Genomic DNA, 24,643 nt, shown 5'->3' on the forward strand with positions numbered 1-24,643 from the left:
TCCGACGGCACGATCGTTCTCCTTGGACTGCTCCCACCCGGCCGTCTCACTTGAGCGCGCCCAGGGTGATACCGCTCGTGATGTAACGCTGGAAGATCAGGAAGAGGATCACGATCGGGAACGTCGCGATGACGAGACCGGCGAAGAAGGCACCCTGGTCGCTGACGAACTGGCCCTGGAAGGAGAGCAGGCCGACCGACAGCGTGCGGTTCTGCGGGCGGGTCAGCAGGACCACTCCGAACTGGACCTCGCTCCACACGAAGATGAGCCCGAGCAGCGTGACCGAGACGAAACCGCCCTTGCTGATCGGCAGGACCACGCGGAGCAGCGCGGCCAGCTCCCCGTAACCGTCGATCTTGGCTGCTTCGAGCAGCTCCCTCGGTACGGCGGCGAACACCGAACGCATGATGAGGGCGATGGTGGGCGTCATGAACGCCGCGTAGACCAGCGAGATGCCCGGCACGCTGTTGAGCATCTGATACCTGCCCAGCAGCTCGAACGTCGGAATCAGCGCGACGACCAGCGGGACGCTCAGGGCGAGGACCATGACGCGGCTGACCGCGTTCGACAGGCCTCTGGTCGCGCGGGCCAGACCGTAGCCGGCGAGACTGCCGCAGGTCACGCCGATGGCCAGGCTGCAGAGTGCCACCAGCACGCTGTTGATGATGTACGTCGACAGCGGCGCGCCACCGACCACGCCCCGCCAGGCGTCGGCGTAGTTCGACAGCACCCACTGGCCGCCCAGGCCCAGCGGGTGGGCGTAGATGTCGCTGGTCGGGTGGAGCGACAGCAGCAGCATCGACACGAACGGCACGACCGTGATCGCCGTCCAGACCAGCAGGAGCGCGTAGCCGACGTACCAGAGCGGCCCACGCCGCCAGCCCGATCGCCGCCCGCTACGCCGTACGGACGGCCGCGTCCGGCTCGGAGTGCGCGGGGCCCTCATCGCGCGTCCAGGGTCTGCTGACGGAAGATCCGCATGACCATGATCCCGATGACGGCGACGATCAGCGTCGTGACGACCGCGGTGGCCGAGCCGTAGCCGTAGTCCTGGTCGACGAAGGACTGCTTGTAGACCAGCACCGGGAGGATGCTCGTGGCGTTGCCCGGACCGCCCCGGGTCATCGCGTAGATGATACCGAAGGCGTTGAAGGAGAACACGGAGGTCAACGTCGTGATCGTGCCCAGCATCGGCACGATGTTCGGCAAGGTGATCCGGAACAGCCGTCCGGCCGCTCCGACGCCGTCGAGCGTGGCCGCCTCGTGCACCTCCTGGGGGATGGCCTCCATCGCGCCCAGCAGGATGAGCATCGCGTACCCGGTCTGCGTCCACACCGCGGCGAAGATCGCCGCGTACAGTGCCGTCGAGGACGACGCCAGCCAGGCGTGCCCGTCTCCGAGCCCGAGCAGGCCGAGCACCGAGTTGACCACACCGGTCGTGGGCTGGAACGCGTTCGACCAGAAGATGCCCGCGATGCTGACCGGGATGATCACCGGCAGGAACCAGACGACCTTGAAGATCCGGGCGCCGGGCACCTTCCGGCTGATCGCGTTGGCCAGGAGACAGCCGAAGGTCACCGTGAACACCACGGTCCCGACGAAGAACTGCAGGCTGGTCCCGATGGACTGCCAGACCAGCGAATCGTGCAGGAGGCGCCGGTAGTTGTCCAGGCCGTGATAGACGACCGCGCCGATGCCGTCCCAGGAGCCGAGGCTGATGCGCACGGATCCGGCGATCGGGTAGGCGACGAGCACGAGCAGCAGCACCAATGCCGGGACCATCATCGCGATCGGGAAGATCCGTGGCCTCCGGCGAGGCGGCCGCGCCGTGGCGGCCGTCGCCGGAACGGCGTTGTCGGCGGTCATCAGTCCGACGCCCCCGACACCTTGCCGGACTGCAGGTCCTCCAGCGCGGACTGGTACTGCTGCGCCGCCTGCTGCGGGGTCAGCTTGCCTGCCACGAGCTTCTGCAACACCGGCACCGAGAACGCCTGTCCGAGGGTGGACGGCACGGTGGAGTCCCAAATGTTGACCAATCCGACGGACCGTGACAGCTCCAGCTGCTGCTGCACCAGGTCACCGAGGTTCGACAGGCTCGACGCTGGGATCGAGCTGAACACGGGGAGCGAGCCGGTGGCTGCGATGACGCTGACCTGGTACTTGTCGGTCATGAAGAACTGAAGGAACTTCTTGGCCAGATCCGGGTTCGCCGCCTTGGCCGGGACCACCAGGGTGTCACCGTTGAAGGCGTCGAACGGCGTCTTGCGGCCCGGGGTGAGCGGGGGCAGCAGGAACCAGCCCATCTCGAACGACGGCTTCGCCTCCTTCAGGCTCGCGTAGGTGTAGTTGCCGCCCTGCAGCATCGCGAGTCTTCCGCTGGTGAACAGCCCCTGGGCCTGGTCGGTGTCCATGCCGAGCATCCCGTTCTGGTAGATGCCCTTCTTCTGCCAGTCCTGGATCGTCTGGAGCACCTTCACGAAGCCGGGGTCGGTGTACTTGACGTCCGTGGGAGACCCGGGCTTGAAGTTCGTGAGCATGGCGTCGTAGTCGTCGGCCGGCACCGCGGTGGGCAGCAGCGCGTCCAGGGTGTGCCCCAGGTCGTACGGGCTCGAACCCCCCACGCCGAATCCCTCGTAACCTGCGGCCTTGACCTTGCCCACCATGGATTCGAAGTCGGCGACGGAGGCGACCTGGTGGTCGGGCGGGTCGGGGATGCCGGCCTTCGCGAAGGCCGCCTTGTTGTAGTAGACGGGGTTGATCAGCAGTTGCTCATAGAGGACGCCGTAGTGGTGCCCGTCGGTCGTGTAGTAGTCGACCTGGCTCTTGGAGTACTTGTCCGCCAGGCCCGCGGCCTTCCAGACGTCGTCCAGCGGGGTGAGCTGCTTGTTCTTCAGCAACGCCGACCAGACACCCGTGCTGCGCTGGAGGTAGCCGATGTCCGGGGTGCCGGTCGAGCTGAGCAGCGCCACGTTGGGACCGCGGGAGCTGCCGGAGTCGACGCCCTCGAAGGTGACCACCGTGCCCGGGTTGGCCTTTTCGAAGTCCTTGCCGACCTGCTCCATGGCGCCGGCCAGCGGACCCGTGGGGATCTGGACCCGGAGCGACTTGCCGTCACCGCCGCCTGGTCCGGTGCCGGTGCCGCACGCGACGCTGACGGCCGCCAGCAGGACGCCTGCGAGTGCCGGCCTGAGAGTTCTAGAGAGTCGCATGGGCCCCGTCCTTCCAGGGAGCTGACAGCTCAATGGCGATGACGTCGATGAGCGCGCCGGTCGGCGGTGGCACCGAGATGAACAGTTCGCCGAGCGGCTCGTCGTCCGCGCCGTTGGCCTTGTGTACTTCCTCGTTGACGCTGTACTGCAGCGGTTGCTCGGTGCCGAGCAGGCGAACGCCGACGACCGAGCCGATGGGAACGTTCCTGACGATGAGCACGTCCTGCGGCCGCAGCACCAGGTGGAGGTAGATGTTGTTGCCGCGCTGCGTGGCCGGGCCGTGGAAGTCGAGGCGTTCCGGCGCGGGTGCGGCCCCGACAATGCTCTCGCCGTGACCGGCGAGCCAGCTGCCGAGCTGCTTGAGCGTGGCGACCTCGGTCGGCACCAGCGACCCGTCACCCCGCGGCCCGATGTTGAGCAGGAGGTTGCCGCCCCGGGAGACGACCTCGCTCAGGTAGGAGGCGAGCAGCCGCGGGCTCTTGTAGTCGAGGTCGTCGGGCCGGTAGGCCCAGCTCTCGCTCATGGTGAGACACAGCTCCCACGGTCCGCCCGGGGGCCGGCGCGGCATGCCCTGCTCCGGTGTCGCGTAGTCGCCCTGGCCCGGCAGCCGGTCATTGATGATCACATCCGGCTGCAGGGATTTGATCAGCTCGCGGAGCTCGGCAGCGTGCCACTCCTCCGCGGTGCGTTCCCACTCCCCGTCGAACCACAGCAGGTCGATGGTCCCGTACTCGGTGAGCAGTTCGGTGAGCTGCCCCTTGACGTAGCCGAGATATCGAGCCCACTGCTCAGGTGCGGGCCGACGGTAACGGTCGTGCGGGTAGGGGCGATCGGCGTCGGTGAACGCCGGGTAGTCGGGATGGCTCCAGTCGAGCAGCGAGTAGTAGACCCCGACGCGCAGGCCCTCCGCGCGCAACGCGTCGAAGAACTCCCGGGTGATGTCACGTCCGTACGGCGACGCCGCGATGGAGAACTCCGACTGCCTCGTGTGGTACATCGAGTACCCGGCGTGATGGCGGACGGTGAAGACCACGTAGCGGGCACCGGCGTCGCGGGCGAGCCGAGCCACGCCTCGCGGGTCCCAGCGCCGCGGGTCGAACGTGGCCGCACTCGACTGGTACTGCGTGATCGTCATGTCTGCTTCGGGTTCTGTCCGGCCCGGAAGGATCGAATGGCCGACCAGTGGCCAGCCGATCTCCACGCCTTGCTGACTCGCATGGTCCCAGTGCACGAACAGGCCGAAACCCGCGTCGCAGAACCAGTCGGGAAGGGTCACGAGCTCATCCTTCTGCGTCGAGCGGGCTCGCTCAGATCGGATACGATACGATTGCATGAGAATGCAGGGCGTTTCGGGCACGTGTCAACCATGAGTGGCGAAGTTGTCCGGAACCCAGATGTCCGCGGCGGCCTGGGATGGAGGGGCGATGAGTGACTCAGCGCAGGTGACAGGCGCATCCGGCGGCTCGGGTTCCGACGAGCCTGCCAAGGTCAGCGTCCGCGAATCGGTCTTCCAGGCCCTGAAGGCCAGGCTCATGGATCACGACCTGGAGCCCGGGACCAAGCTGTCCATCGACGGGCTCGCCCGCGAACTGGACGTGTCGCAGACGCCGGTCCGCGAAGCGCTCGCGCGCTGCGAGTCAGAGGGGCTCGTCGTCCGCCGGCCGAACGCCGGCTACCTGGTGGCTCCCCTGCTCGACCGGGCCGCCCTTGACGACCTGTACGACGTTCGCCTGCTCCTCGAACCGTCGGCTGCCGCGCGTGCCGCACGGTACGCCACCGACGCCGAGGTGAACGTCATGCGGGAGGCGCTGGAGCAGATGATGTCACCGCTGCTCGGCGACACCTACGAGGCGTACCGCGGCTTCGCGGAACTGGACGCCCTGTTTCACAACGCGATCGCCGAGGCCAGTCGCAGCCCGCTCATCGCCGACACGCTGCGCAGGTTCCGCGCGCACACCCATGGCTACCGCCTCTACTTCCGCCACGGGATCGCCACTCACGCCGCCGATGAGCACCGCGCGGTGCTCGATGCCATCCGCCGCAAGGATCCCGAGGCGGCGGCGAGCGCCATGACCGCCCACCTGGAGGCGTCGCGGTCACGCCTGACGAGCGCCTACAGAGCTTGACCCGGCAGGTCCGCGAGAGCGTGGCGTCTTGAGCGCAAGGCACTCGCCCGGCAACAGGCCGAGCACTGCTGAAGGTCGCCGAACTCCATGCCTACGTGATGATCGGTCTCATCACGGCAGTCCGCACCGAGGAGGCACGCGCGCCGCGCTGGGATCACGTCGTCGCCTCGGGCGCGCGGCGCGCCTTCCGGCCGGGCACTGACAGCGCTCTGCGTGCGGCACACGTCGGCGAGGAACCGGGAGGTCATCCATCACCTGAGGTTCAGGGGCCGTCGGACCAGATGTACCAGGGGCCCGTGAAGTGCTCATACCTTCCCTCCGGCGCGTCGGTCTTGACGAGCAGCACGGTGCCCAGCACCCGTGCGAGCGGGACGAACATCCAGGACACCCGCCCCCGCCGGCCCGACCCTCGACCCGACATCCACGACCCGATCGCCCCGCTGAAGAGCAGAGCGCGGCGGTTGCGTGTCAGGCCCACAGGGCGATCTTGCCCGACACCAGGATCAATCGCAGCAGATCATCTGCCTGCACCCTGGACAAGTTCGGCCGGGACTGCCCTACCTGAGCCCACACTGCCGCAGCGCGTGCCCGCCGCCGGCTTCACCATGCCCGGCAGCGTGTTCACCGCGCCTATTTGGCGCCCTCACGCCAGGGCGGCGGTCGTCCCGGCGATGATCGCATGCAGGCCGTGCTCGAAGGCGTCCTCGCTGAGCGGGCTGCCGCCCTCGCGCAGGGCCGCCGCCAGGGTCGGTACGGGCTCTTCCATCGGTTGTGCTGTGGGGCGGGTGGCCTGCTCCTGGAGGACGAACCCGGTGATGTAGTGGGTGAGGGTGCTGATCGTGCGCACCGCGAGCACGGGGGTGAATCCGCAGGCGGTCATCGCGGCCAGCTCCGCCTCGAACATCCGCACGGTATTCGGGCTCAGCGTCGCCGCGCCGGCCACGATGCGGGCGCCGTCTCGGTGGGCGAGCAGCGAGGCCCGGTAGGCGCGGGCGCGCCGGGCCAGCCACTCCTGCCAGGTTTCCCCCTGCCGCGGTGGCCCCATGCCCGCGGACTGCACGATCGCGTCGGCCATGCCGTCCAAGAGCTCCTGCTTGGTGCGGATGTGCCAGTAGAGCGCAGGCGACTGGACACCTAGCTGCGCGGCGAGTCGGCGGACCGTCAGCCCATCCAGGCCGACCTCCTCCAGCAGCCGCAGCGCGGCGTCGATCATCGTCTGCCGGGTCAGCCCGGCCCGTCCGCGGTCGCTCATCATTGCCACCTTAGCAGCGCTAAGCTAGCCTTAGCGCTGCTAAGGAGGTCGCCATGCTCATCACCACGGCATCTGACGGCACCCAGGTCCGTGCCATCGACGAGGGACAGGGGCCGGCCCTGCTGATCCTCCACCCAGGGCTGGACGACGGCCGCTCCTGGGGCAAAGTGGCAGCCCTGCTGACGCGGAGCCACCGGGTCGTACGCCTGCACCGACGCCAGTACCGCCAAGACCTGCCCAGCCCCGCGACGATCTCGCAGGAGGTCCAGCACGTGCTCGCGGCAGCACGAAAGATCGGCACCCCGGTTCTGCTCGTCGGCCACTCCTCCGGCGCGGTGGTCGCCCTGGAGTCACTGGTCGCCGCGCCCGGCACCTTCACGGGCGCCGTCCTCTACGAGCCACCGGTCGTGATCGGGCCCCCGCTCGGTGGCCCCGGCGGCGAGATCAACATCCGCGCACGGCAGGCCATCGCGGCCGGTCGACCCGGCCGGGCGCTGCGGATATTCATCCGCGACACCGTGCGGCTGCCGGCTTGGGTGGCCTTCCTCAGCGGCCTGTTCGTCGCTCTCAGCCCGCGACTGCGCCTGCTCGTCCCCCACCAGATCGACGACAACGAGGCAATGGACCGGCTCGGCGTCCGCCTCGACGCCTACGCCGGGATCGACACCCCGGTATTACTGCTCGGCGGCGACCGCAGCCCCGGACACCTGAGCGAACGCCTGGATGCGCTGGCTCGCGCACTGCCCCGCGCCGAACGCGTGGTGCTGCACGGCCAGGGACACAGCGCCCACGCGGCCGCACCCGCCAAGGTCGCCGCCGCCATCGAGTCCTTCACCGCCACAACCACCGGCTGACCCCACCGGCTGACCCCAACCCGGGCCATGCTCTTCACCGCGCTCGGCAGGCCGTCGTTGACGTGTCTCTCATCTCCTTATTGGACCCAGGCCCCTCGCGATTCTGTGCCGTCTCCCGACCGAGCGGCACAACGCCGATCAGGAACGTCGGCGCTCGCCGGTAGCGTGGCGTCCGCACCGTCGAAGACAGCCACCACCGATCGAGCGAGGCCATCCGCGACACGTGCGACAGCGCAGGATTACGGCGCCGGTCAGCGAGCGCACCAGCAGCGGGCTGTCCAGGTCGCAGTAGACCGGCTTGGGCTGACCGGCGATCTTGGCGTACAGGTGAAGGGGGAGCGCGAGTCGCCAGCGCAGCCGCTGGACGGCCAGGAAGGCCGCCGCGTGGCCGGCGGCCCGCAGGTCCGCCACCGTCGGCGAACGCCTGCCCCCGCCACAACCGCAACGCCTGCCTGGCCATCTGTCGGGCCTGATCGGGCCGGCCTCCGACGAGCGTCTCGCGGGCCCGGGCGACCAGCCGTTCGAACTCCTCCACGTCGGTCGCGCTCGGCGGGACGAGCAGGGAGTAGCCGGCGGAACGGGTCCGCAGCTCCCGCTCGGCACGCTGATCGACGAGCTGTGGGAGGACGCGCCCCTGGCAACACCCGCCCGCTGACCCCGCACAGCGAGGGCTACGACTTCAACGTCCTGCCCGTACCGGGACGGGTCCGTGTGTTGCAGGGCAGGCTGGTACCGCAAACTGCGGCCGATCAGGTTCTGCGTGAGATGACCATGATGTATTCGCAGGGAGCGTTCGTCCGGTTGGCGAAGCCGTGGTCCGCGTCGGCCTGGAAGAACAGGGAGTCGCCTGTGTTCAGGGTCTCGCTGATCCCGCCGATCGCGACGGTGAGGGTGCCTTCGAGCACTACGAGTTGTTTCTCCGTACCCGGCGGATAGGCGGGCAGCAGCCCGGTAGACACCTGCGCGGGAAGGTAGTGGACGACCATCTCGGCTCCTCCCGCGCCCGGCGCCGCTGACACCATGTGCCGCTCGAAGCCGGTTTCCGGGTCATGGAAAACAGGGCGATCGTTCTTGCGCATGACAATGGCCACACCAGACGCGGCAGCAGCGGGCGCACCGATCAGGTCCGAGAGTGACGCGTCGAGCGCGTGGGCGATCCTGGACGCGACGCCGATCGTCGGGCTCTTCTCACCGCGTTCGACCTTGGACAGCATCGCCCGGCTGACCGACGACCGTGTGGAGAGCTGCTCCAGCGTCAGGCCCGCCTCCTCGCGGCGTCGCCGCACGTTACCGCCGAACGCGCCGGCCAGATCGTCTCCGTGCTGGGGTTCGGCCGCGTTTGCGTCTTGCTTGACCACCGTGCTCCTCGATCGATGAGTACCTCGCTCGCCCACAGTGTAGAGTTTCTCCTAAAGAAGACAGAGTCTTCTATTGGAGACGGGCGATGTGCGCCCAACGCGACGGAGGTTCCATGCGTTTCATCTCGAGTGGCCGGCACCATGCCACGTTCGAATTCGGCGATCTGCAGGTGATCTCGTTGCGAGACGGGTACATCGACATGCCGCCGACACGGCTCCGCGACGAGGATGGGCGCCCGCTCGATGAGCTGCCGGCCGCCGTCCCGCTGGCCGGCGACAACTTGCGGCTGTCGGTCAACGCCTTCTTCGTCACCGACGGCACGCGGTCGGTTCTCATCGACACCGGCGCGTCCAACGCCTGGCACGACCCCACCATGGGATTGATCTACGACGCGCTCGACGAAGCGGGAATCGACCGCACGCATGTCACCGATGTGGCCATCACCCACAAGCACGAAGACCACGTGAGCGGCCTGATCGCGCCGGACGGTTCAGAGGCGTTCACCAAACTCGAGCGCGTGTGGATCGGCGCGGGCGACACCTCGGTGTTCACGGGGCGGCTCGAGCCGATCCGCGACCGGGTCGTACCCGTGTCGGAGAAGGTCGCGATCAACGACTGGACCACCGCGATCCCGACACCGGGCCACACACCCGGTCACACCGTCTACGAGGTCAGGAGCGGCGCCGGCCACCTTCTCGTCTGGGGCGACACCGTTCACGTTCCCACGCTCCAATTCGATCAGCCGAACGTGTCCTGGGAGCTCGACGGCAACCAGTCCCAGGCCCGCGCCGCGCGAGCGGCGCTCCTCGAACAACTGACCCAGCCACACCACTTCGTAGCCGGCGCCCACCTCGACTCACCCGGCATCGCCCGCGTAACCGCCTCCGGCGGCGGTTATGCGCTGGAGTACCTCGCACCACCACACGGGTCTTGTCCACCGCCAGGCACAGGCCAAGCCGAGCAAGAACTTCTGCGATCTGCTCGCGCAGCATCCCTGCCCGTTCGGTTGTCCCGAACACCATGACGACGAAGTCGTCGCAGTAGCGGACCAACCGCCAGTTACCCTGCCCGGCTCGCCTGCGCTTGGTGCGCTGGCAGTAGGCGCCCATGAAGGAGCGCTTCCCCTCCAGCATGCGCTCGCCGGAAGGTCGGACGGCGGCGTGAGCGGAGGCGGGGTTCACGGCCCGGACGACGACGTGGGGCTCAGCCGAGCAGCTCGGAGACAGTGACGAAGCGGTAGCCATCGCCGCGCAGGGCGGCGATGAGCTGTCCGATCGCCGCGCGGGTGTTCGCGCCGCTGGCGTACCAGGGGTGGAGCAGGATGATCGAGCCCGGCCTGGCCTGGGCACGGACCTCGGTCACGAGCTCGGCGGGGGTCGGGGTGCGGCCCGAGTCGGGCTCGATGTCCCACATGATGGTGTGCCGGTCGTGGTCGGCGAGGTAGAGGGGGAGTGTCAACAGCTTCTTGCCCGTCGGAGGCCGGAAGTAGATGGTGCCCCGCTGGCCGGCGGTCCGGATGAGGGCGTCGGTCCGCTCGATCTCGTCGGCGACGGTGCCGGGGGCGACGAACACCATCCGGCGGTGGGTGTAGGTGTGGTTGGCCAGTTCGTGCCCGGCCGTCACGAGCGCTCTGCCGTCCTGGGGCCGCGCCTGCAAGTGGGAGCCCACGACAAAGAAGGTGGCGCGCACCTTCTCCTTCTGGAGGAGGTCGAGGATCTCCTGGGTGTGTTCGTCCGGACCGTCGTCGAAGGTGAGGGCGACGACCTTCTCCGAGGTCTCGACCCGGGCGGTGAGCTGTCCGGCCAGCTGGAAGGTGCGGGCGTTGGCCAGCCGGTAGAGGGCGAAGGCGGCCAGCAGGAGCACCGCCATGACAGCCGGGAGCACGATCCGCCATCTGCGGCGCGGGGTCGCCGGGGAGCTCCTCTTGCCGGACGAGTGGGCGATCATGGAAGGTCATGGAACCATGACCGGGCCGCCGTGTCGAAGCGGCGTGTGGAGCCGGAACTTCACGTGGCCGTCGTCCTCCTGCCCGCCGACGAACCCCTCCGGCCCTCCAGGGGCAACGGCGACCCAGCGCACATCTGCGCGCAGACCACCATCACCCTGCACCCCGACGACCTCGGTGCCAAGGACAAGTTCCGCCAGGACGTGGCATACCTCAGTCGTGCCTGGATCGGAACCTACAAGTCCGTCCGGGCCAATACCGAGGGCCTCAACGGCAGGGTCAAGGAACATCATCTTCATCTCGGCGACCCGAAGAGCCGGCTCGCCCACGGCCGCGTCACCCAGACCATCCTGGTCGCCTTGCTCGTCACCGTCGCCAACGACCACTTCCTCGACCAGTGGCGCCACACCCACCAGCCCCCAGACGAGCCCGACACATCCGCCGACATCCCCGAGATCCCAGCAGAGCAGCACACCGACCGCACACCGCTCACGGGCCGCGGCAGGCCACCACCCGCCCCATAACGCACAATTCAGATCACCTTGTCGCAGCACCCAACCCGGAGCCGGCATCGTTATGCCCAGCGACGCGAACGCGGTCCTCCACCAGCGGCCTGACATCACCCGGGCCTCCCCGGACACCTGCTCCGCGATCCCCAAACCAGGACGAACCCGATTCGGAAACTCCCGAACCGACAAGATCCCCCGCCCGATGGCGATGATCAGACGGGATCCCGTCAACTTCAGTCCAGCCGTCTCAAGAACGGCCCTGGGTGGGGTGTTCACGAGTGGGTGTGACCTGCGGTTGAGATGGGGCTGGGAAGATCGCTTCCCACGAGGACGTTGATCGTTTCCCAGGTCTACATGGAATCGGTCGGACCCCGGAGAATGAGGTCGAGTACGGCCTTGCCTGGAACACGGCGGCCAAGGAGGGCATCTATCGCCTCATCCACCCGTTCCCAGGGGCCGCGCCAGCCGATCTGCGGATCGAGTTCTCCTTTCTCCAGCAGGTGGATCAGGTAGGCGAGATCCGGTCCGAAGGGAGCGGCCTTGGTTATCTGGGGTTGTCGAACGAACTTGCTGGTCAGCCGCATGGCGGCCGTTAAGGCACGTCAGGCAAGTAGACCCCGGCATGCCGAGCACGGTGGGGTCCGGCGCGAAAGTATCCGAGCGTGTGGAGATGCGATCGATCGGCGATGGGCCGTTGCGATGAGGCGTCGCAGTGCGGCGTGGGGCCCCACGTGGCCTCGCCACCTCGGCGACTGCAGACGCCGGCTTCTCCGATGAGGATGCCACTGAGGGCGCGTTGCACCACCCGTCCACGGGCGCGGCGCAGGGTCGCGGCGTCCGGGGCGGCGCCGCCGATGATCTGGCCGCAGTCGTATTTTGAGCTTCTGCCTGAGGGCGCGGCTCAGCCGTCATAGTCATCAACAGCTGACATACACAGCCTCGACAGCCGCACATTGGCGTCACACTTGTCGAGCTCGCGCGACTGCACGTCGTCGACGATCACCACCTTCCGCAGGCCGAGCGGCGCGTCCAGGTGGAGGACCTCTGCTCTCGTTCCCCCCGGGCACTCGCTGAGCGCCGGATCTCCCGACGCGCGTTCGTAGGTGAGCCTGACGCGCACATGCTGCCCGGTCTCGTACACCTCAGCGGGGCCGAAACGGCGACAACCTGACGGTGGCTCATAGACGAGCGTGAGCTTCCTCCCGCCCTCCTCAGCCCAGTAGGCCCGGAAGAAGCCACCGTCCAGCGCCCTGGACACGGGCTCGGCTCTCCGGTTCGGGGCGGTCTCGCTGACGTGCTGGTTGCCGAAGAGCGGCAGGAAGACGACCAGCATGACGATCGCGACCACCCGAGTGACCATGTGAGCCGCCTCGCTCGGCTCGTTCGCCTCCGGGTTGCGGTACATCCAGGCAGTGAGCCCCCAGACCCACCTCGGGCTGATCACCAGGGGAACAAAGAATACCGCCAGAATGACCATCATCCAGGACCAGTTAGTCATAGGCCGCACCCGCCTCCCGAGACACGCCAAGAATCCGCCGCCGCAATCAGCCCCAAGAACGCACACAACCCGCGCCCCAGTTCTCCACTGCGCCGATCGGTCCATCTGAAAGCGGGAAATCTCGGCCAGATATACCAGCACCCCGAGACAGCGACTGCTGACCCAGACGTGCCATACGTACCTGAAGAACTCTCGGTGAAGGGTTCGAGACGCTTGAGAACGCCTTTCATCCGTTCTTCCTCGAAGTCGAGGATGGTCGGCTCGCAGGATGCCCATCCGATGGACAGGGCAATGCCGCCGTCTTCCAGGGCCCCGAATACCTCGGCCAGCAGGTTGCCGCCTACGTTGTCGAGTACGCCGAAGACGGGTTCGGCGGGCTTGGCCGTACCGGCGAGGATTTCGCCGGCGCCCAGGGCCTGCAGCCCCTCGGCACGTTCAGGACTGCCCACGGAGGCGATCACGTGCGCGCCTGCCCGCGCGGCCAGTTGCACGGCGAATCGTCCGACGCCGCCCGATGCGCCGGTGACCAGCACCCGGCGGCCGAGCACCGGTCCCAGCCGTCGCATCGCCTGCAGGGCGGTGACGCTGGCAGGGGGCGCGGGCTGAACGAGCAGGCCGACCGGCTGTTCTGGTGCCGGAGGCTCTGGCCTCCCCCTCGATTCACGCGGATCAGGACAAACTATCGCTCGCCATGTACGAGGCCGGCCGTGCGCACCTGGCGATGGGCGATCTCACGACCTCTCTTCCCCTGATCCGCGGCCGAGAAGATCGACGTCCGGATCCAGGCCTGGTCGAACGCCGGCATCACCGCCACCACGCTGGCCGGGGTGCTCCCCCGTCCTGCCGGACGACGACGCCACAGAGGACACGCCCGAAGAACTGAAGAACGCCCTGGAGCTCGTTACCCGCTGGAAGACGGGGCGGGCATCAGACGCCAATGTGCGGAACGTCCTGCGGGAGCTACTGTCCCGGCCGAGCCTCACCTACCGGCCCCACGACCAGCTCTGGTTCTATGAGAATGTCCTGCTCCTGCCATCGCGGGTTCTTCGCCCGCCACGGCAGGAGACCAGCGCAACAACCCTGAACCACCCTCCCGGGCTTGCCTGAGCCGTGTGCCGCGACCGAGTGGCACGCATGGTTCTGAAGGGGCCGGGGCGCGGCAATGCGTCCCGGCTACCCGCCGAGTTCCAGGCTTAGAAGCACATCGTGAAAGAGCCTTTGCTCACCACATACCAGTCGCTCTGCCCATGCCCGACCCGCAGAACGGCGCAAGCCCCAGCTGCCGGCTTCGTGCTCCACTTGCATTCCACCCACGTTCCGGTGCCGGAGCTGTTCGCGTAGTTGTTACGGCAGCGCCAGGTGTTGCCGCCCGCTGCGTGTTGCCCTAGCTTGAAATTGCCGCTGGCCTTTTTGCTCTGTACGTACGTTGCGTTCCGGTCGTAGCGGTAGCACACTACGGCGTCGGTGATATCGAGCTCGGGGCCAAAACACCGCATATCGCCGGAGTCGACATTGGAGAACACATAGCTGTGGCTGACACTTGTACCGGTCTTCGCGTACAAGGCTGCGGCGCCCGCTGTGGATTCGAGACCGATCGAGATTCCGGCGGCAAGCGCTATTACTGCCGAGCTTGACAGGATGTGTTTCCTCGCGAATCGCACTTCGGTCCTCTCTGATGGTCATCTGGCAGCCAGGCCACATAACTCAGCGCAGCAGCATATTGACCGACATTGACTTCTCCGTCGCGCCCAGACGGGTTCTACTCCCCTCCCGAATCGGGGCGCTGAGGCAACTGTCCCCAATGAGGTTGAAGCGACGCTGAAATACCGCTGAAAGCGCAGCTCAGGTGAAGGTATTGGCCGGGGCGGTCGGGGGCGGGCCCGGCGTTCGTGTGAACGCCACGACGGTCGGGCAGATCGCCGAGCGCGCCGGGGTCACCAAAAGCACTTTCTTCCGGCACTTCCCCGATAAGCGCGAGCTGCTGGTTGCCGGACAGGAGACGCCGAGTCGGCTGCTGACCGAGGAGATCGCACAGACGCTCCGTAACGCCAGCCCGCTCGAGGCGATCGCTGCCGGCCTCGAGCGCGCCTCCAGCGCGAGGGGCCCGATGAATCGCGAGCTCGCCCCTCGCCTGAAGGCGGCCGTCGCCGCTCCGGGTTTGTGTTGGACCTTGCCGAGCAGGCCTTCGCCCCGATCGTCACGCGGCGTCTGAACCTTCGCCGACGACTTCCGGGTCTGTGATACGGGCTCAGCCGCGCTTCCACGGCCAGTTCCGCCAGACGCACCGGCTCACTCAACCGATCACGCATGTACGCGATGGCCTTCCGCGCCCGCCGCGGTGGGGTGCCGGCTCTCCGGCGGCCGCGGCAGGTGACGTCACCCGGACCCGGGGACTCGGGTTGCCGGGCACTCGGGTCGGCGTGCGGCGAGTTGAGCAGCGGCCGCGACAGGTGCCGTGTCGGGGTGCCGGCGGTGGTGTCGTTGCCGGGCTGCCCTGCGCCGCATGGTGGCCGGGCGGGGGAGCGGGCCGAGCGTCCGCTCGCTCTGTGGTGTCACGTCCGTGCCCGGTGACAGGGGTGATGTCGTCCTTGGGTCGCCGACTGCCAACCTGAGTGAGCACCACCGGCAACTCCGCCCTACCCAGCCATGGCTCGATGTGGCTATGTGCTGGACCGTCTCGTGGTCCCCGACAGCGGACAAGCGTCCCCCTGAACCAACTCGCAGCTCGGCTCAGTGGAGATGCACCGACTCCGGCCGGCCTCGCGGTCGGCGGGAAGTCGCGTGCGGGTTTGAGAACGGGTAAGTCTGCTTCGTCTTCGTCCTCTTCGACTTGGAGCATCAAGAACGCGATGTCCGCCTATTACCACGTCTGCTTCACCGTCCCTGATCTGCAAGCAGCGATGAGGGATCTCTCCAGCGCCGCAGCGGTCACCTGGCATGACCCCCGTGACGGACGCATCGGGGACTGGGACTATCGCATCGTCTTCTCCACCGACGGTCCTGCCTTTATCGAACTCATCGAGGCCGCGCCCGGCGGCCCGTGGGGCGACACAAGCCGACCTCGCTTTCATCACCTCGGGTTCTGGACATCTGACCTCGTAGCCGGAGCGGAGAGACTCGCTACCGCCGGCTTCCCCGAATCCTTCTCCGGCTGCCCCTACGGCCGTCAGTTCGCCTACCACCGCCTTGACTCCATAGGGGCGGACATCGAACTCGTCGATATGAGGCAGCAAGCCGCGTTTCTGCAGACCTGGCAACCGGGTGGACTTTCCATGCCTCCCATCGAGGAGGCGTAGAAGCAGCGATGTCTCCTAACTCGCCCCTTTCGAACCGATGAGGCATGCACTGACAGCGCAGCCTGGGAAACGATCACCCTGAGTGCGGGAAGCGATCTTCCGGATATCCGCTGCACCACAGCTCCAAGACACTCGTGAACGCCCCAGTCCAGCCGTTTCAAGAACGGCCCCTGGTGGGGTGTTCACGAATAGCCCCGACCTGGGCCGGAAGAACGGTCGAGAAGTTCGCGTCCCGGCGTAGCGCTGATCGTTTCCCAGAGTGCGGGAGCGGAGGCCAAGGTCCGCGCCTGTGCTCTGGGCTCCGTGCAGAGCCACCTGGCCCTGCACGGAAACGCCGAGGAAACACCGCCCTCGTTAGAACTTGTGGCTCGACAGCCGAGTATTCGAACCTGGAAGCGGGAGACTTCATGATTCTGCGTCGAGCGACGTTCACTGGCGCAGCCTCGCTGGCGTGCGCGGCGCTGGTCTTGAGCGCGGCCCCGCCCGCCACCGCCTCGACAGCTGCCGCCCCCGTCAAGGTCGGGGATGTGCAGAAGGCGATGGAAGACTTGGTGAAGACGGGCCACGTGGTGGGAGCCATCGGCGAGGTGTACGTGGACGGCAAGCGGGTCGGGAAGGGCTCAGCCGGCTCCCGCCTGCTCGACGGCAAGGGCGGCACGATCCCGGCGAGCGCCCGCTACTGGATCGGCTCGCAGACCAAGGCCATGACCGCCACCGCGGTCCTGCAACTGGTCAGGGAAGGCAAGCTGAGCGTGGACGACAAACTTAGCGAGGTCCTGCCCGAGGTGGCGGAGAAGGACCTGGTGGAGCGGGCCGACGAGATCACGGTACGCAACCTGATCCAGCTGACCTCGGGCATCCCTGACTACATCGGCCCGGACACCTCCGACCCCACGCGTAACTATCGCCCGACCGACCTGCTGGCGGCCTCACGCAAGAACGCCCGGCCCGTGGAAGTCGGGACCTTCAACTACTCCAACAGCAACTACATCCTGCTCGGCATGATCATCGAGAAACTGTCCGGAAGGTCACTGGCGGCCGAACTCAACCGCAGGCTCTTCGCCCCGCTCGGCATGCGCCATACCTACCTGCCCACGAAGGCGGGCCAGGGTATCAAGGGCCCGCACGGGCACGGCTACGCCCCGGACGAGACGGGCACGATGCGCGATGTCGACAAGATGATGAACGCCACCAGCATGCTCGGTGCCGGCGGCGTGATCTCCACCACGCGCGAGATGAGCGTCTTCCAGCGCGCCTTCCGCCAGAACAAGCTCCTGCCGGCGTCCCTGAGCAAGCTGATCACCGACCCGCCGCCCGGCCAGACGCCGCCGCCTGCGGGCGGCCCGTGCGCCGGCAACCCCGAGTTCGCCGCCGGGGGCGGAGGCAGCGCCCCCGGCTTCACCGCCGCGACCATCACCTCCTCCGACGGCCGTCTGCAGTTCGCCGTTTCCCTGACCCTGGCCATGGACAACGACGAGCGCAGCACCGTACCGTCGCGCATCACCAACGCCCTCAAATCGCTGTTCTGCCCCGCGAAGTGATCACTCCAGCCGCAACCCAGCCGTCCGGCCCCCGGGTCGACTTCACCGCCGGCCTCCTTCATTCGCCGGCCCACATCGCGTGGCCTACTGCACGGCCGCCGATCTCCCCGCCTTCGCGCGCACTCTGTGGGACGGCACGCTACCCACCCCCGCCTACGTCTCCATCCCCGATGGCAAGATGATCACGCCGTCTTCGGAACAGCCGGGGCTCACCCGCTGGCAGCCGTTCCATGGCGACACCTCTGTGGCACCCATCGGCGAGACGGCACGACAGGCGCCTTGATCGCTTCCCGTGCGCCATGTGATCGTTTCCCGAACTCTGCCGAAGCAGTTCTGCACCGCCCGAGCGAGAAGTGCCAAGCGGGTGGATGTCAGGCAAGTTCCGGTGCTCCGCCGTGCTCAGGCGAGTAGTAGTGCGCGATGGACGCGTACACCGGCATTGACTGCAGATGCCGACGTTCAAGACGAACGCCGGTACGGCGCTCGGCAAAGGCGAGCGCGGCTTCGAGATGACGATCGATGAACCCGTCGCCGGGATCCTGGTAGCCGGGGATCATGTCGAGATATTCACCGTTGAGCAGTTGATCGTCCGGGTGACGGGTGGGACTGTTACCCCAGTACATGGGATCGAACCTGGCGCGTACCTGGCCGTCGACGACATAGAGGAACGTGGCATGCCAGTTGATGTTGCGTTTGACGCTGGCGATGATCGCACCGGCCGATAGATCGCGAACGACGTCTCGCATGATGCCCGCGTAGCCACCCCATTCGATCATGACGGATCCCCCCGATGCAGTGTCCACCTCGATGCCGCCCGGGCCGATGTAGTCGGGGTCGTCCACCGCCCGCAGGCGGCGCAGCACGTCCTCCGGATCAAGCGCCTTGGCGAAGGTGAAGCAGAAGCCGGAGTCGAAGCGGTAGCCGAACTCCTCCAGCCAGCGATAGTCATCGGCCGTCACGCTGTTCATAGCCATCTACTTTGTCGGCAACCGCCATCATTCCGCGACATCTGACGGGATCACGTGGCCCTTCAGATGATCTTTCACTTCCCAGCGGATGAGCCGTGTCTCTCACCCCTACGACGGCGGAGCTGACTGCGCTCTTCAAGACTCTGCAGCGGACAATCGCCTCAAGGCAGCGCACAGTGCGTGGGTCGTCGAGCCATCCGGCAGGTCTGCAGTCGCACAGGGGCAGTTGCGCTCGGTGGTGGAAGGAGCGAGTGCAGAGGTGTCTCTTTGGGCGAAGCATCGCTGCTGGAGCAACTGGCTGCGGACGAGGAGTCCGTCCGCGGGCAACTTGAGTCGTTGCGTGAGCAGGTGGCGGCCCTGGAAGAGCAGCTGAGCGACCTGGCCACCGCCCGAAGGATAGTCGCGCCGATGCTAGCCAGGCATTCCCAGCCCGCGCAAGAGCCTTCTGGCGGCACGCCTGACACCCCGACGCACACCTTGCCGGAGAAAGTCGCGCCGGCGCCAAAACAGGTCACCGGGCTCGACCAGCGGGTCGTCGTGATCATGGCGAGTTCCGGACGGACGATGCGTGCCAAAGAAGTGGCTCAAGCGCTGGGCGAGCCTGACGTGCGAGGCCGGGTGGAGACCACACGGGCACGGCTCAAGCGGCTGACGGCGCTTGGATGGCTGACTCAGCACGAGCCGGGCCTATTCTCCATCGCCGCGGGCATCAATGGCCACGCGCTGGGGGAGTCTCCAACGACGAGGCGTAGAGCGACAGACACATTGCAGGCCAGGCGTTCAACGACGGTCGTGGGACGCCGGGCCGGACGAGCAGGGTGCCGCCGAGATTAGGCCCTCGGCGGCACCCGAGGCGGCCCGCCCGGGCTGCCCATCGCCGCGGTGCTGACCTGCCTGCCGCTGTCCATCAACCACACCGGCAAGGCCACGCTCGTCGAGGCCTGGCGGATCGCCGTGTTCTGTCTGAGCGCCGCCGCACGCCATCGGCTCGGCCTGCCCGACATAAACCGCGAAGACATCCACCAGGTGCTCGCCTCCTCCCGCCGCTTCTACCGGGCCTTCGACCGGCTGACCACCCTGCTGGATCCAGCCCGCCACGATCGGCGCGTCCGCCTGCCCCAGCACCAGGCCAACGTGCTGGCCACCGCGTGGGAGCATGACGACCCAGCACACGCGCGCAAGCGGGAACTGCTGCAGGACATCGTCACCGCGCTGGTGCTCACCCCAGTGCGCTGGGCCAAAGGGCGGGGCTACCTCCGTCACTTCCGCGGCGACGTCGGCATCGACACCACCGCCGCCCCTGTCTTCGCCCGCCCACCCCGGGCCCGCCGCTCCACCGGGGAACTGATCGCCTCCACCGAGATCACCGCGGGCTGGCACCACTCGGCCGGCAACGGCCCACCCGAGTACGGCTACAGCGCCACCCTCACCGTCGCCGCCCGCACCCGCACAGCACTCGGCTCCTTCCCTCAACTGGCGCTCGGCCTGGTCCTCGACACCCCATGTCGGAGCCCACCACGGCCAAGGCCCTGCAGGCCTTGGCCGTCATGAATCATGAGCGAACCCGCCTTACATCGACGATCGACAGCCTCACGGCCGCCAGGGAAGCGCTTGATCACCTGATCGAGGTCAACCGGTCTTTCCTGGCGAATGCGGCGGATGCTGCTTGAGTGACGGTGGGCGGTAGCGGTGACGTGGCCTTCAGGAAGCCGGTCGATCTGTCCCGTCGAGGCGGGTGGGCAGCAAGTCGGCCAGTGCCCAGCGGTGGCGGGGGTAGGGGACGCGGCCCTTGAGCCAGCGGTCGACCGGTACGTCGAGCGCCGTTGTTGACTGCGGGGCCGTCGCCGGCCTGTGGCGGTACTGCCTCGACCTGCTCGACGCCGCCGCGGTTGCGGGAACCTCCGCTCGTGCAGCCGCTCAGGTTCAGGGTTCGCGAGCGGCGGCCGGAGTGACGGGGTGACCGGCGCACCATACGGCGCGGATGTCGCGGGTGGCCGTGATGTCCCGGGTCGGGTCGCCGTTGACCAGCAACAGGTCGGCCCGCATGCCCGGCCGGACGGCGCCCCGGTCGGCCAGGCCGAAGGCGCGGGCGGGCAGCACGGTCGCCGAGCGCAGGATCTCCACCGGCGTCATTCCGGCCCGCGCCATCAGCTCGAATTCGTGATGCAGGCTCTCGCCGTGGGGCACGGGCAGCGGCGCGGACGCCTCAGCGTTCGCGTCCGTCCCTGCGAGGATCTCGACACCGGCCCGGTGCAGACGGCCGACGTCGCCCAGCACCTCCCCCAGGTGGTCGGCCCGCCCAGGCGACGGGCCGGACGTCATGAAGGCGGTGAGCAACGCCTCCATCATGGTGATCGTCGGGATGGACCTCTGGCCTGCGCTCCTCATCGCGGCCACGTCCTGCGCCCGGACCCCGCCGGCGATCGGCGTGTGCGTGACGAACTCCGCTCCCGACTCCACGGCCATCGTGTAGGCGCCCGGGGTGGCGGCGTGCACGATCGTCTTGAGCCCGTACTCGCGTGCCGCCTCCACCAGCGCGCGCAGCGCGTCCGCGGGCGGCCCGCCCTCGCCGGGAGCCTCGGCGACGCCCTTGATGTAGTCGACACCCTCCGCCGCCCGCGCCTCGACGTGCCGCCGAGCATCGGCTGCCGTCAGGATGACGGCTTCCGGCGGCATTCCCGGCATGCGAGCGTGGTGGCCGCCCGGCCCGATCGCGGGCAGTCCAGCAGTACGGAAGTCGGCCACTCCCCCGGCCTCGCGCAACGAGGCCACCCGCTCCGCCGGCCAGCAGGCCATGTCGAGCCCGGTCGTCACTCCCCAGGCGGCCAGGGCGGCCAGGTTCCCAGGGCCGTGCAGGTGGACATGCGCGTCGATCAGCCCGGGCAGCAGCGCCGCCCCAGCCGCGTCGATCTCCTCCGCCCCTGCGGGATCGTCGCCGATCAGCGTACCGTCGATGACGACGGTACGGGGCTCGCCGAGCCGTTTGCCATCGAAGACCCGCACATTGCGCAAGGCTGACCTGCCGTCAGTGGACATGGGTCACCCGCCTCAAATAGGGAACAACTTTGTTCACTAATGGAGGCTAGCACGGCGAAGTGCGTGATAATCCGTCCTCATGAGTCCTACCCGGCGCCGCGGAGACGCCCTCACCACCGCGATCTTCCAGGCCGTCCTGAGCGAACTGGCCGAGAGCAGCTTCGAGGAGCTGACGTTCGACAAGATCGCCTCCGCGGCCGGGACCGGGAAAGCGGCCTTGTACCGGCGCTGGTCCACCCCGGCCGAACTCGTCCTTGCCGCGCTGAGCGACCCCGCGACCGGCTTCGGCGAACCGCCGGCGCCGCCCGGCACGGGCACACTGCGCGATGACCTGATCGCCCTGCTCGAGCACTTCGTACGGGCGCTCGACGAGCCGCGCGGCCGCGCGCTGCTCCCGCTCATCGCCCACCGCCACCGCCATCCCGAGCTGTTCGAGCAGGTCCACCGGCTGGTGATCCGCCCGCACCAGGAAGTACTGCTGTCCGTCCTGCGCCAGGCGGTCGAACGCGGCGAAGCCGCACCCGGCAGCCTCACCCCGCGCATTGTCTCAGTCGGGCCACGCCTGATCCTCCTCCAGGCATGGGAGGGCGGTCTCGTGGACTCCTGCGAGATCGCCTCCATCGTCGATGAGGTGCTCATTCCGCTGACCAGGCCATGACCCCCTAGCCGGCATCCCGCAGGGCAGCAGTGCGAGACGAAAGGTGCACGTTGTGAGTCGCCGCCCGTACCGTTGGAAGCCGTCGGCATCTCGCCTCGACGAGGCGACGGCCGCTCACTGGACGTGGGGGCTCACTCCGCCCTGGCTGCCTCCAGGCCGGGTACGGACGCGGCCCGGCGCGCGGGCAGCGCCGAGGTCGCCAGCGTCGCCACGGCCGCACCCGCCGCGACCAGCGAGAAGAGCCACCACTGTGGGGCAGGGCGCAGGTACGAGCTGCCGCTCGTCAGATGCAGCAGCACCAGCGTGCCCATCGCGATCACCAGACCGAGGATCGTGCCGAGGGTGACCACGGCCGCCGCCTCCCAGCGGACCATCGAGCGGATCTGCGCCGCCCGTCGTCATGCTCTGGCGCTCGGTACGCGAAGGCGGCGACACCAAGACCCGCAAATCCCGCCGCACACTGGCCATGCCCAAACGCTGCGCGGAAGCCCTCAAGCTCCACCGCGAGCGACAGGACGTGGCCAAGAAGGCGGCAGGCGACCGATGGCAGGACGACGACCTCGTCTTCGCATCCAAGGTCGGCACGGAACTCGACTCCCACAACGTCCGCCGCTCGTTCCGAGCCGTCCTCAAGAAGGCCGGCCTCAACGCCCAAGAGTGGACACCGAGCGAGATGCGGCACAGCTTCGTCTCGATGCTCTCCGACGCCGGCATGCCCATCGAGGCATCTCTCGCCTGGTCGGGCACCGCAACACCAGCGTCACCGGAACGGTCTCCCGCCAACAAGCTCCGCCCCCTCCTCTTGGAGCGCGCCGAAGCGGTGGACCAGATCTTCCGGGACCTGTAGTCACTCAGCAACGCAAAAGGCCGCTTCCAATGCTCTGGAAGCGGCCTTTGACCTGGGTGGAGATGAGGGGATTCGAACCCCTGACCCCTTCGATGCGAACGAAGTGCGCTACCGGACTGCGCTACATCCCCAAGGACTCGACCAGATTAGCAAACTCTGAGGGGTCCTCGCGCCACCGTTTCAGTCGCCCACCGCTCGCCTGGGCGGTTCGGCGTACTGATCGAACAGAACATCCGCGTTCAGCGCCGTGAGGTCGATGACCTCAGCCTGGGCGGCCGCCTCCGCGGCCCGGCGCCGCTCGCGTGCCCGCCGCAGGCGCTCAGCGCGCGCCTGGCGGGCTCGTTCGCGGCGTTCCCTATCGACTTGTACGGCGATGCGGAGAAACGCCATGTACGCGAACGTGATGACGACCGAGGGAGCCACACCCCACCACGGGATCATCTTGACCGCGGCCGTCACGACGGAGGCCAGCACCAGCAGCGCGGTGAAGAACAGCAGCCGCCGCCGGCGGGCCACGATGATCGCGCGGCGCCGGAGCCGGAACTGGCGCACATCGACCTTCTCGACCTCGGCAGGAGGCGACCCGTCGTCCTCGTCCCCGTCCGATGGGCCCAGGTTGTCGAGATCGGGGAGCTGGTGCTCGCCGGTGTAGTGCTCTTCGAGCTCGGCCAGTTCGGCCAGGTTCGTCTTGTCTTTGCGCAGCCACATCGGGATCAGGACGCAAAGCCACATCACGACGATGACCAGATAGAGGAAGGCGCTGCTCATGGGCACCTCCGGGCAGCACAAAGACGCGAGTGTGCTTGTCGCGCCTTCAATGTGCTCACGTCACGCACCGTAAGACCGCGTGTCACTAATTGACGAGCATTCGGTGCGGTGTGTCGCGAGATCGTCAAACCTCTTCGACGGAAGGCCCCCCGTGAGCAGCTGACTCACGCGCGCGACGCCACTGCACGAGCAGACCGCCAGGAATGTCCTCAGCGGTCAACGCGTAGCAAATGTGGTCGCGCCAGGCTCCGTCGATGTGAAGTTGGCGCCGCCGAATGCCTTCTTCCCGGAAACCGAGCTTCTCAACCACCCGTCGGCTGGCTTGATTCTCGGGACGGATGTTCGCTTCCAGCCGATGCAGCCCCGTGGTGAAGAAGCAATGGTCAACGGCCATGGCCAGGGCGGTGGGGGTGATCCCCTTGCCGGCGAGGGCGCCGTCGATCCAGTAGCCGACCTGGGCGGAACGGGCGGCGCCCCACACGATCGCGCCCACGGTCAGCTGCCCCGCGAAGCGCCCTCCGTACGTGATCACCCACGGCATCGCCAGGCCCTGCCGGGCCTCGCGGCGCAGGGTGCCGACCATGGAGACGTACGGGCCGAGCCCGGTCCTGAACAGCGGTGTCTCGGGGTTGCTGGGCTCCCAGGGGCGTAGCCAGTCGGCGTTTCGCAGCCGGGTCTCGCGCCATACCCGCACGTCGCTCAGCCGCAGCGGCCGGAGGCCTACCGGACCTTCGTTCAGGGTCACCGGCCAGCCACGAAGTCGATCCACTCTCTCAT

At 67.8% G+C, this 24,643-nt stretch carries 29 protein-coding genes and 1 tRNA gene; 11 read left to right on the plus strand and 19 right to left on the minus strand.

Going from position 1 to position 24,643, the window contains the following annotated elements; translation table 11 throughout:
- Nucleotides 1-46: 46 nt before the first annotated feature.
- Genes H4W80_RS29950 through H4W80_RS29965 form a run of 4 tightly spaced genes read right to left on the minus strand, consistent with a single transcriptional unit; the run spans nucleotide 47 to nucleotide 4,542 of the window.
- Nucleotides 47-946: a carbohydrate ABC transporter permease gene (locus tag H4W80_RS29950; RefSeq protein ID WP_192788138.1), complete on the minus strand. Its 900-nt coding sequence runs from the start codon at nucleotides 944-946 to the stop codon at nucleotides 47-49.
- Nucleotides 943-1,866 carry a carbohydrate ABC transporter permease gene (locus H4W80_RS29955; protein WP_192788139.1) on the minus strand — a complete coding sequence of 308 codons (924 nt, stop codon included), beginning with the start codon at nucleotides 1,864-1,866 and terminating at the stop codon, nucleotides 943-945. The genes H4W80_RS29950 and H4W80_RS29955 overlap by 4 nt, the downstream gene beginning before the upstream one ends.
- Nucleotides 1,866-3,209, minus strand: a complete 1,344-nt coding sequence (locus H4W80_RS29960) for an ABC transporter substrate-binding protein (protein WP_192788140.1) — start codon at nucleotides 3,207-3,209, stop codon at nucleotides 1,866-1,868. The genes H4W80_RS29955 and H4W80_RS29960 overlap by 1 nt, the downstream gene beginning before the upstream one ends.
- A complete protein-coding gene (locus H4W80_RS29965; protein WP_225963734.1) occupies nucleotides 3,196-4,542 on the minus strand; it encodes an alpha-L-fucosidase in 1,347 nt (448 codons plus the stop codon). Before H4W80_RS29965 ends, H4W80_RS29960 begins: the two co-directional genes overlap by 14 nt.
- A 91-nt stretch (nucleotides 4,543-4,633) precedes the next feature.
- Here H4W80_RS29965 and H4W80_RS29970 point away from each other — a divergent pair, with 91 nt between their 5' ends.
- Nucleotides 4,634-5,335, plus strand: a complete 702-nt coding sequence (locus H4W80_RS29970; RefSeq protein WP_192788142.1) for a GntR family transcriptional regulator — start codon at nucleotides 4,634-4,636, stop codon at nucleotides 5,333-5,335.
- A gap of 262 nt (nucleotides 5,336-5,597) precedes the next feature.
- Here the strand turns inward: H4W80_RS29970 and H4W80_RS29975 are convergent, their stop codons facing one another.
- Nucleotides 5,598-5,813 (minus strand): hypothetical protein, encoded by a 216-nt coding sequence (locus H4W80_RS29975; protein WP_192788143.1) that lies wholly within the window; start codon nucleotides 5,811-5,813, stop codon nucleotides 5,598-5,600.
- Nucleotides 5,814-5,978: 165 nt separating this feature from the next.
- Complete coding sequence (locus H4W80_RS29980) at nucleotides 5,979-6,590, minus strand: TetR/AcrR family transcriptional regulator C-terminal domain-containing protein (RefSeq protein ID WP_225963735.1); 612 nt, start codon at nucleotides 6,588-6,590, stop codon at nucleotides 5,979-5,981.
- A 50-nt stretch (nucleotides 6,591-6,640) separates the two neighbouring features.
- On the opposite strand from H4W80_RS29980, the gene H4W80_RS29985 reads away from it, so the two are divergent.
- Complete coding sequence (locus H4W80_RS29985; protein WP_192788144.1) at nucleotides 6,641-7,441, plus strand: alpha/beta fold hydrolase; 801 nt, start codon at nucleotides 6,641-6,643, stop codon at nucleotides 7,439-7,441.
- 34 nt (nucleotides 7,442-7,475) lie between these two features.
- On the opposite strand, the gene H4W80_RS64670 is transcribed toward H4W80_RS29985, so the two are convergent.
- Both H4W80_RS64670 and H4W80_RS29995 read right to left on the minus strand, forming a co-directional pair.
- On the minus strand, nucleotides 7,476-7,976 hold the full coding sequence (locus H4W80_RS64670) for a BTAD domain-containing putative transcriptional regulator (protein ID WP_192788145.1): 501 nt from the start codon (nucleotides 7,974-7,976) through the stop codon (nucleotides 7,476-7,478).
- A gap of 214 nt (nucleotides 7,977-8,190) precedes the next feature.
- Nucleotides 8,191-8,799 carry a helix-turn-helix domain-containing protein gene (locus H4W80_RS29995; protein WP_192788146.1) on the minus strand — a complete coding sequence of 203 codons (609 nt, stop codon included), beginning with the start codon at nucleotides 8,797-8,799 and terminating at the stop codon, nucleotides 8,191-8,193.
- A 113-nt stretch (nucleotides 8,800-8,912) separates the two neighbouring features.
- On the opposite strand from H4W80_RS29995, the gene H4W80_RS30000 reads away from it, so the two are divergent.
- A complete protein-coding gene (locus H4W80_RS30000; protein WP_225963736.1) occupies nucleotides 8,913-9,824 on the plus strand; it encodes an MBL fold metallo-hydrolase in 912 nt (303 codons plus the stop codon).
- Nucleotides 9,825-10,003: 179 nt separating this feature from the next.
- On the opposite strand, the gene H4W80_RS30005 is transcribed toward H4W80_RS30000, so the two are convergent.
- The gene (locus H4W80_RS30005) at nucleotides 10,004-10,747 is read right to left on the minus strand and encodes a polysaccharide deacetylase family protein (protein ID WP_192788147.1); all 744 of its coding nucleotides are present in this window, start codon (nucleotides 10,745-10,747) and stop codon (nucleotides 10,004-10,006) included.
- A 30-nt stretch (nucleotides 10,748-10,777) separates the two neighbouring features.
- Between H4W80_RS30005 and H4W80_RS30010 the strand changes: the two genes are divergently transcribed.
- On the plus strand, nucleotides 10,778-11,269 hold the full coding sequence (locus H4W80_RS30010) for a hypothetical protein (RefSeq protein ID WP_192788148.1): 492 nt from the start codon (nucleotides 10,778-10,780) through the stop codon (nucleotides 11,267-11,269).
- A gap of 335 nt (nucleotides 11,270-11,604) precedes the next feature.
- Here H4W80_RS30010 and H4W80_RS30015 read toward each other — a convergent pair whose 3' ends face one another.
- From H4W80_RS30015 to H4W80_RS30030, 4 genes are all read right to left on the minus strand, one after another.
- Nucleotides 11,605-11,838 carry a hypothetical protein gene (locus tag H4W80_RS30015; RefSeq protein WP_225963737.1) on the minus strand — a complete coding sequence of 78 codons (234 nt, stop codon included), beginning with the start codon at nucleotides 11,836-11,838 and terminating at the stop codon, nucleotides 11,605-11,607.
- Nucleotides 11,839-12,155: 317 nt separating this feature from the next.
- Nucleotides 12,156-12,857 carry a DUF6199 family natural product biosynthesis protein gene (locus H4W80_RS30020; protein ID WP_475717270.1) on the minus strand — a complete coding sequence of 234 codons (702 nt, stop codon included), beginning with the start codon at nucleotides 12,855-12,857 and terminating at the stop codon, nucleotides 12,156-12,158.
- Complete coding sequence (locus H4W80_RS30025) at nucleotides 12,749-13,318, minus strand: zinc-binding dehydrogenase (protein WP_225963739.1); 570 nt, start codon at nucleotides 13,316-13,318, stop codon at nucleotides 12,749-12,751. The genes H4W80_RS30020 and H4W80_RS30025 overlap by 109 nt, the downstream gene beginning before the upstream one ends.
- 627 nt (nucleotides 13,319-13,945) lie before the next feature.
- Nucleotides 13,946-14,413, minus strand: a complete 468-nt coding sequence (locus H4W80_RS30030) for a hypothetical protein (RefSeq protein WP_192788150.1) — start codon at nucleotides 14,411-14,413, stop codon at nucleotides 13,946-13,948.
- A gap of 230 nt (nucleotides 14,414-14,643) precedes the next feature.
- On the opposite strand from H4W80_RS30030, the gene H4W80_RS30035 reads away from it, so the two are divergent.
- The 3 genes from H4W80_RS30035 (at nucleotide 14,644) to H4W80_RS30045 (ending at nucleotide 17,589) form a co-directional block, all read left to right on the plus strand.
- A complete protein-coding gene (locus H4W80_RS30035) occupies nucleotides 14,644-14,964 on the plus strand; it encodes a TetR/AcrR family transcriptional regulator (RefSeq protein WP_318787126.1) in 321 nt (106 codons plus the stop codon).
- Between the two features lie 637 nt (nucleotides 14,965-15,601).
- A complete protein-coding gene (locus tag H4W80_RS30040) occupies nucleotides 15,602-16,048 on the plus strand; it encodes a VOC family protein (protein WP_192788152.1) in 447 nt (148 codons plus the stop codon).
- A gap of 407 nt (nucleotides 16,049-16,455) precedes the next feature.
- Nucleotides 16,456-17,589: a serine hydrolase domain-containing protein gene (locus tag H4W80_RS30045; RefSeq protein ID WP_192788153.1), complete on the plus strand. Its 1,134-nt coding sequence runs from the start codon at nucleotides 16,456-16,458 to the stop codon at nucleotides 17,587-17,589.
- Between the two features lie 371 nt (nucleotides 17,590-17,960).
- Here H4W80_RS30045 and H4W80_RS30050 read toward each other — a convergent pair whose 3' ends face one another.
- Nucleotides 17,961-18,557 carry a DUF6461 domain-containing protein gene (locus H4W80_RS30050; RefSeq protein WP_192788154.1) on the minus strand — a complete coding sequence of 199 codons (597 nt, stop codon included), beginning with the start codon at nucleotides 18,555-18,557 and terminating at the stop codon, nucleotides 17,961-17,963.
- Between the two features lie 267 nt (nucleotides 18,558-18,824).
- Here H4W80_RS30050 and H4W80_RS30055 point away from each other — a divergent pair, with 267 nt between their 5' ends.
- Together H4W80_RS30055 and H4W80_RS30060 are read left to right on the plus strand one after the other, a co-directional pair.
- On the plus strand, nucleotides 18,825-19,391 hold the full coding sequence (locus H4W80_RS30055) for a hypothetical protein (RefSeq protein WP_192788155.1): 567 nt from the start codon (nucleotides 18,825-18,827) through the stop codon (nucleotides 19,389-19,391).
- Nucleotides 19,392-19,439: 48 nt separating this feature from the next.
- Entirely contained in the window at nucleotides 19,440-20,108 is a 669-nt protein-coding gene (locus H4W80_RS30060; protein ID WP_192788156.1) for a hypothetical protein, read from the plus strand.
- A 372-nt stretch (nucleotides 20,109-20,480) separates the two neighbouring features.
- Here the strand turns inward: H4W80_RS30060 and H4W80_RS30065 are convergent, their stop codons facing one another.
- On the minus strand, nucleotides 20,481-21,560 hold the full coding sequence (locus tag H4W80_RS30065; RefSeq protein ID WP_318787127.1) for an amidohydrolase family protein: 1,080 nt from the start codon (nucleotides 21,558-21,560) through the stop codon (nucleotides 20,481-20,483).
- Between the two features lie 112 nt (nucleotides 21,561-21,672).
- Between H4W80_RS30065 and H4W80_RS30070 the strand changes: the two genes are divergently transcribed.
- Nucleotides 21,673-22,251, plus strand: coding sequence for a TetR/AcrR family transcriptional regulator (locus H4W80_RS30070; RefSeq protein WP_192788158.1), 579 nt, complete (start codon nucleotides 21,673-21,675; stop codon nucleotides 22,249-22,251).
- 131 nt (nucleotides 22,252-22,382) lie between these two features.
- On the opposite strand, the gene H4W80_RS30075 is transcribed toward H4W80_RS30070, so the two are convergent.
- Entirely contained in the window at nucleotides 22,383-22,634 is a 252-nt protein-coding gene (locus tag H4W80_RS30075; RefSeq protein ID WP_318787628.1) for an FtsX-like permease family protein, read from the minus strand.
- Between the two features lie 17 nt (nucleotides 22,635-22,651).
- Here H4W80_RS30075 and H4W80_RS30080 point away from each other — a divergent pair, with 17 nt between their 5' ends.
- Entirely contained in the window at nucleotides 22,652-23,098 is a 447-nt protein-coding gene (locus H4W80_RS30080) for a tyrosine-type recombinase/integrase (protein WP_192788160.1), read from the plus strand.
- A gap of 57 nt (nucleotides 23,099-23,155) precedes the next feature.
- Here H4W80_RS30080 and H4W80_RS30085 read toward each other — a convergent pair.
- The 3 genes from H4W80_RS30085 to H4W80_RS30095 all read right to left on the minus strand — a co-directional run bounded on the left by H4W80_RS30085 (nucleotide 23,156) and on the right by H4W80_RS30095 (nucleotide 24,635).
- Nucleotides 23,156-23,229 (minus strand) — tRNA-Ala (locus H4W80_RS30085).
- A 49-nt stretch (nucleotides 23,230-23,278) separates the two neighbouring features.
- Entirely contained in the window at nucleotides 23,279-23,866 is a 588-nt protein-coding gene (gene sepX / locus H4W80_RS30090) for a divisome protein SepX/GlpR (protein ID WP_192788161.1), read from the minus strand.
- A gap of 124 nt (nucleotides 23,867-23,990) precedes the next feature.
- Nucleotides 23,991-24,635, minus strand: coding sequence for a GNAT family N-acetyltransferase (locus H4W80_RS30095; protein WP_192788162.1), 645 nt, complete (start codon nucleotides 24,633-24,635; stop codon nucleotides 23,991-23,993).
- Nucleotides 24,636-24,643: the final 8 nt, after the last annotated feature.

The organism is Nonomuraea angiospora, from assembly GCF_014873145.1.
Lineage (GTDB): Bacteria > Actinomycetota > Actinomycetes > Streptosporangiales > Streptosporangiaceae > Nonomuraea > Nonomuraea angiospora.

Coding starts and splice junctions, on each gene's coding strand:
- H4W80_RS29950 (WP_192788138.1), bottom strand. CDS start 946: ATGAGGGCCCCGCGCACTCCGAGCCGGACGCGGCCGTCCGTACGGCGT.
- H4W80_RS29955 (WP_192788139.1), bottom strand. CDS start 1,866: ATGACCGCCGACAACGCCGTTCCGGCGACGGCCGCCACGGCGCGGCCG.
- H4W80_RS29960 (WP_192788140.1), bottom strand. CDS start 3,209: ATGCGACTCTCTAGAACTCTCAGGCCGGCACTCGCAGGCGTCCTGCTG.
- H4W80_RS29965 (WP_225963734.1), bottom strand. CDS start 4,542: ATGCAATCGTATCGTATCCGATCTGAGCGAGCCCGCTCGACGCAGAAG.
- H4W80_RS29970 (WP_192788142.1), top strand. CDS start 4,634: ATGAGTGACTCAGCGCAGGTGACAGGCGCATCCGGCGGCTCGGGTTCC.
- H4W80_RS29980 (WP_225963735.1), bottom strand. CDS start 6,590: ATGATGAGCGACCGCGGACGGGCCGGGCTGACCCGGCAGACGATGATC.
- H4W80_RS29985 (WP_192788144.1), top strand. CDS start 6,641: ATGCTCATCACCACGGCATCTGACGGCACCCAGGTCCGTGCCATCGAC.
- H4W80_RS30000 (WP_225963736.1), top strand. CDS start 8,913: ATGCGTTTCATCTCGAGTGGCCGGCACCATGCCACGTTCGAATTCGGC.
- H4W80_RS30005 (WP_192788147.1), bottom strand. CDS start 10,747: ATGATCGCCCACTCGTCCGGCAAGAGGAGCTCCCCGGCGACCCCGCGC.
- H4W80_RS30015 (WP_225963737.1), bottom strand. CDS start 11,838: ATGCGGCTGACCAGCAAGTTCGTTCGACAACCCCAGATAACCAAGGCC.
- H4W80_RS30020 (WP_475717270.1), bottom strand. CDS start 12,857: ATGGACCGATCGGCGCAGTGGAGAACTGGGGCGCGGGTTGTGTGCGTT.
- H4W80_RS30025 (WP_225963739.1), bottom strand. CDS start 13,318: ATGCGACGGCTGGGACCGGTGCTCGGCCGCCGGGTGCTGGTCACCGGC.
- H4W80_RS30040 (WP_192788152.1), top strand. CDS start 15,602: ATGTCCGCCTATTACCACGTCTGCTTCACCGTCCCTGATCTGCAAGCA.
- H4W80_RS30045 (WP_192788153.1), top strand. CDS start 16,456: ATGATTCTGCGTCGAGCGACGTTCACTGGCGCAGCCTCGCTGGCGTGC.
- H4W80_RS30050 (WP_192788154.1), bottom strand. CDS start 18,557: ATGAACAGCGTGACGGCCGATGACTATCGCTGGCTGGAGGAGTTCGGC.
- H4W80_RS30070 (WP_192788158.1), top strand. CDS start 21,673: ATGAGTCCTACCCGGCGCCGCGGAGACGCCCTCACCACCGCGATCTTC.
- H4W80_RS30080 (WP_192788160.1), top strand. CDS start 22,652: ATGCTCTGGCGCTCGGTACGCGAAGGCGGCGACACCAAGACCCGCAAA.
- sepX (WP_192788161.1), bottom strand. CDS start 23,866: ATGAGCAGCGCCTTCCTCTATCTGGTCATCGTCGTGATGTGGCTTTGC.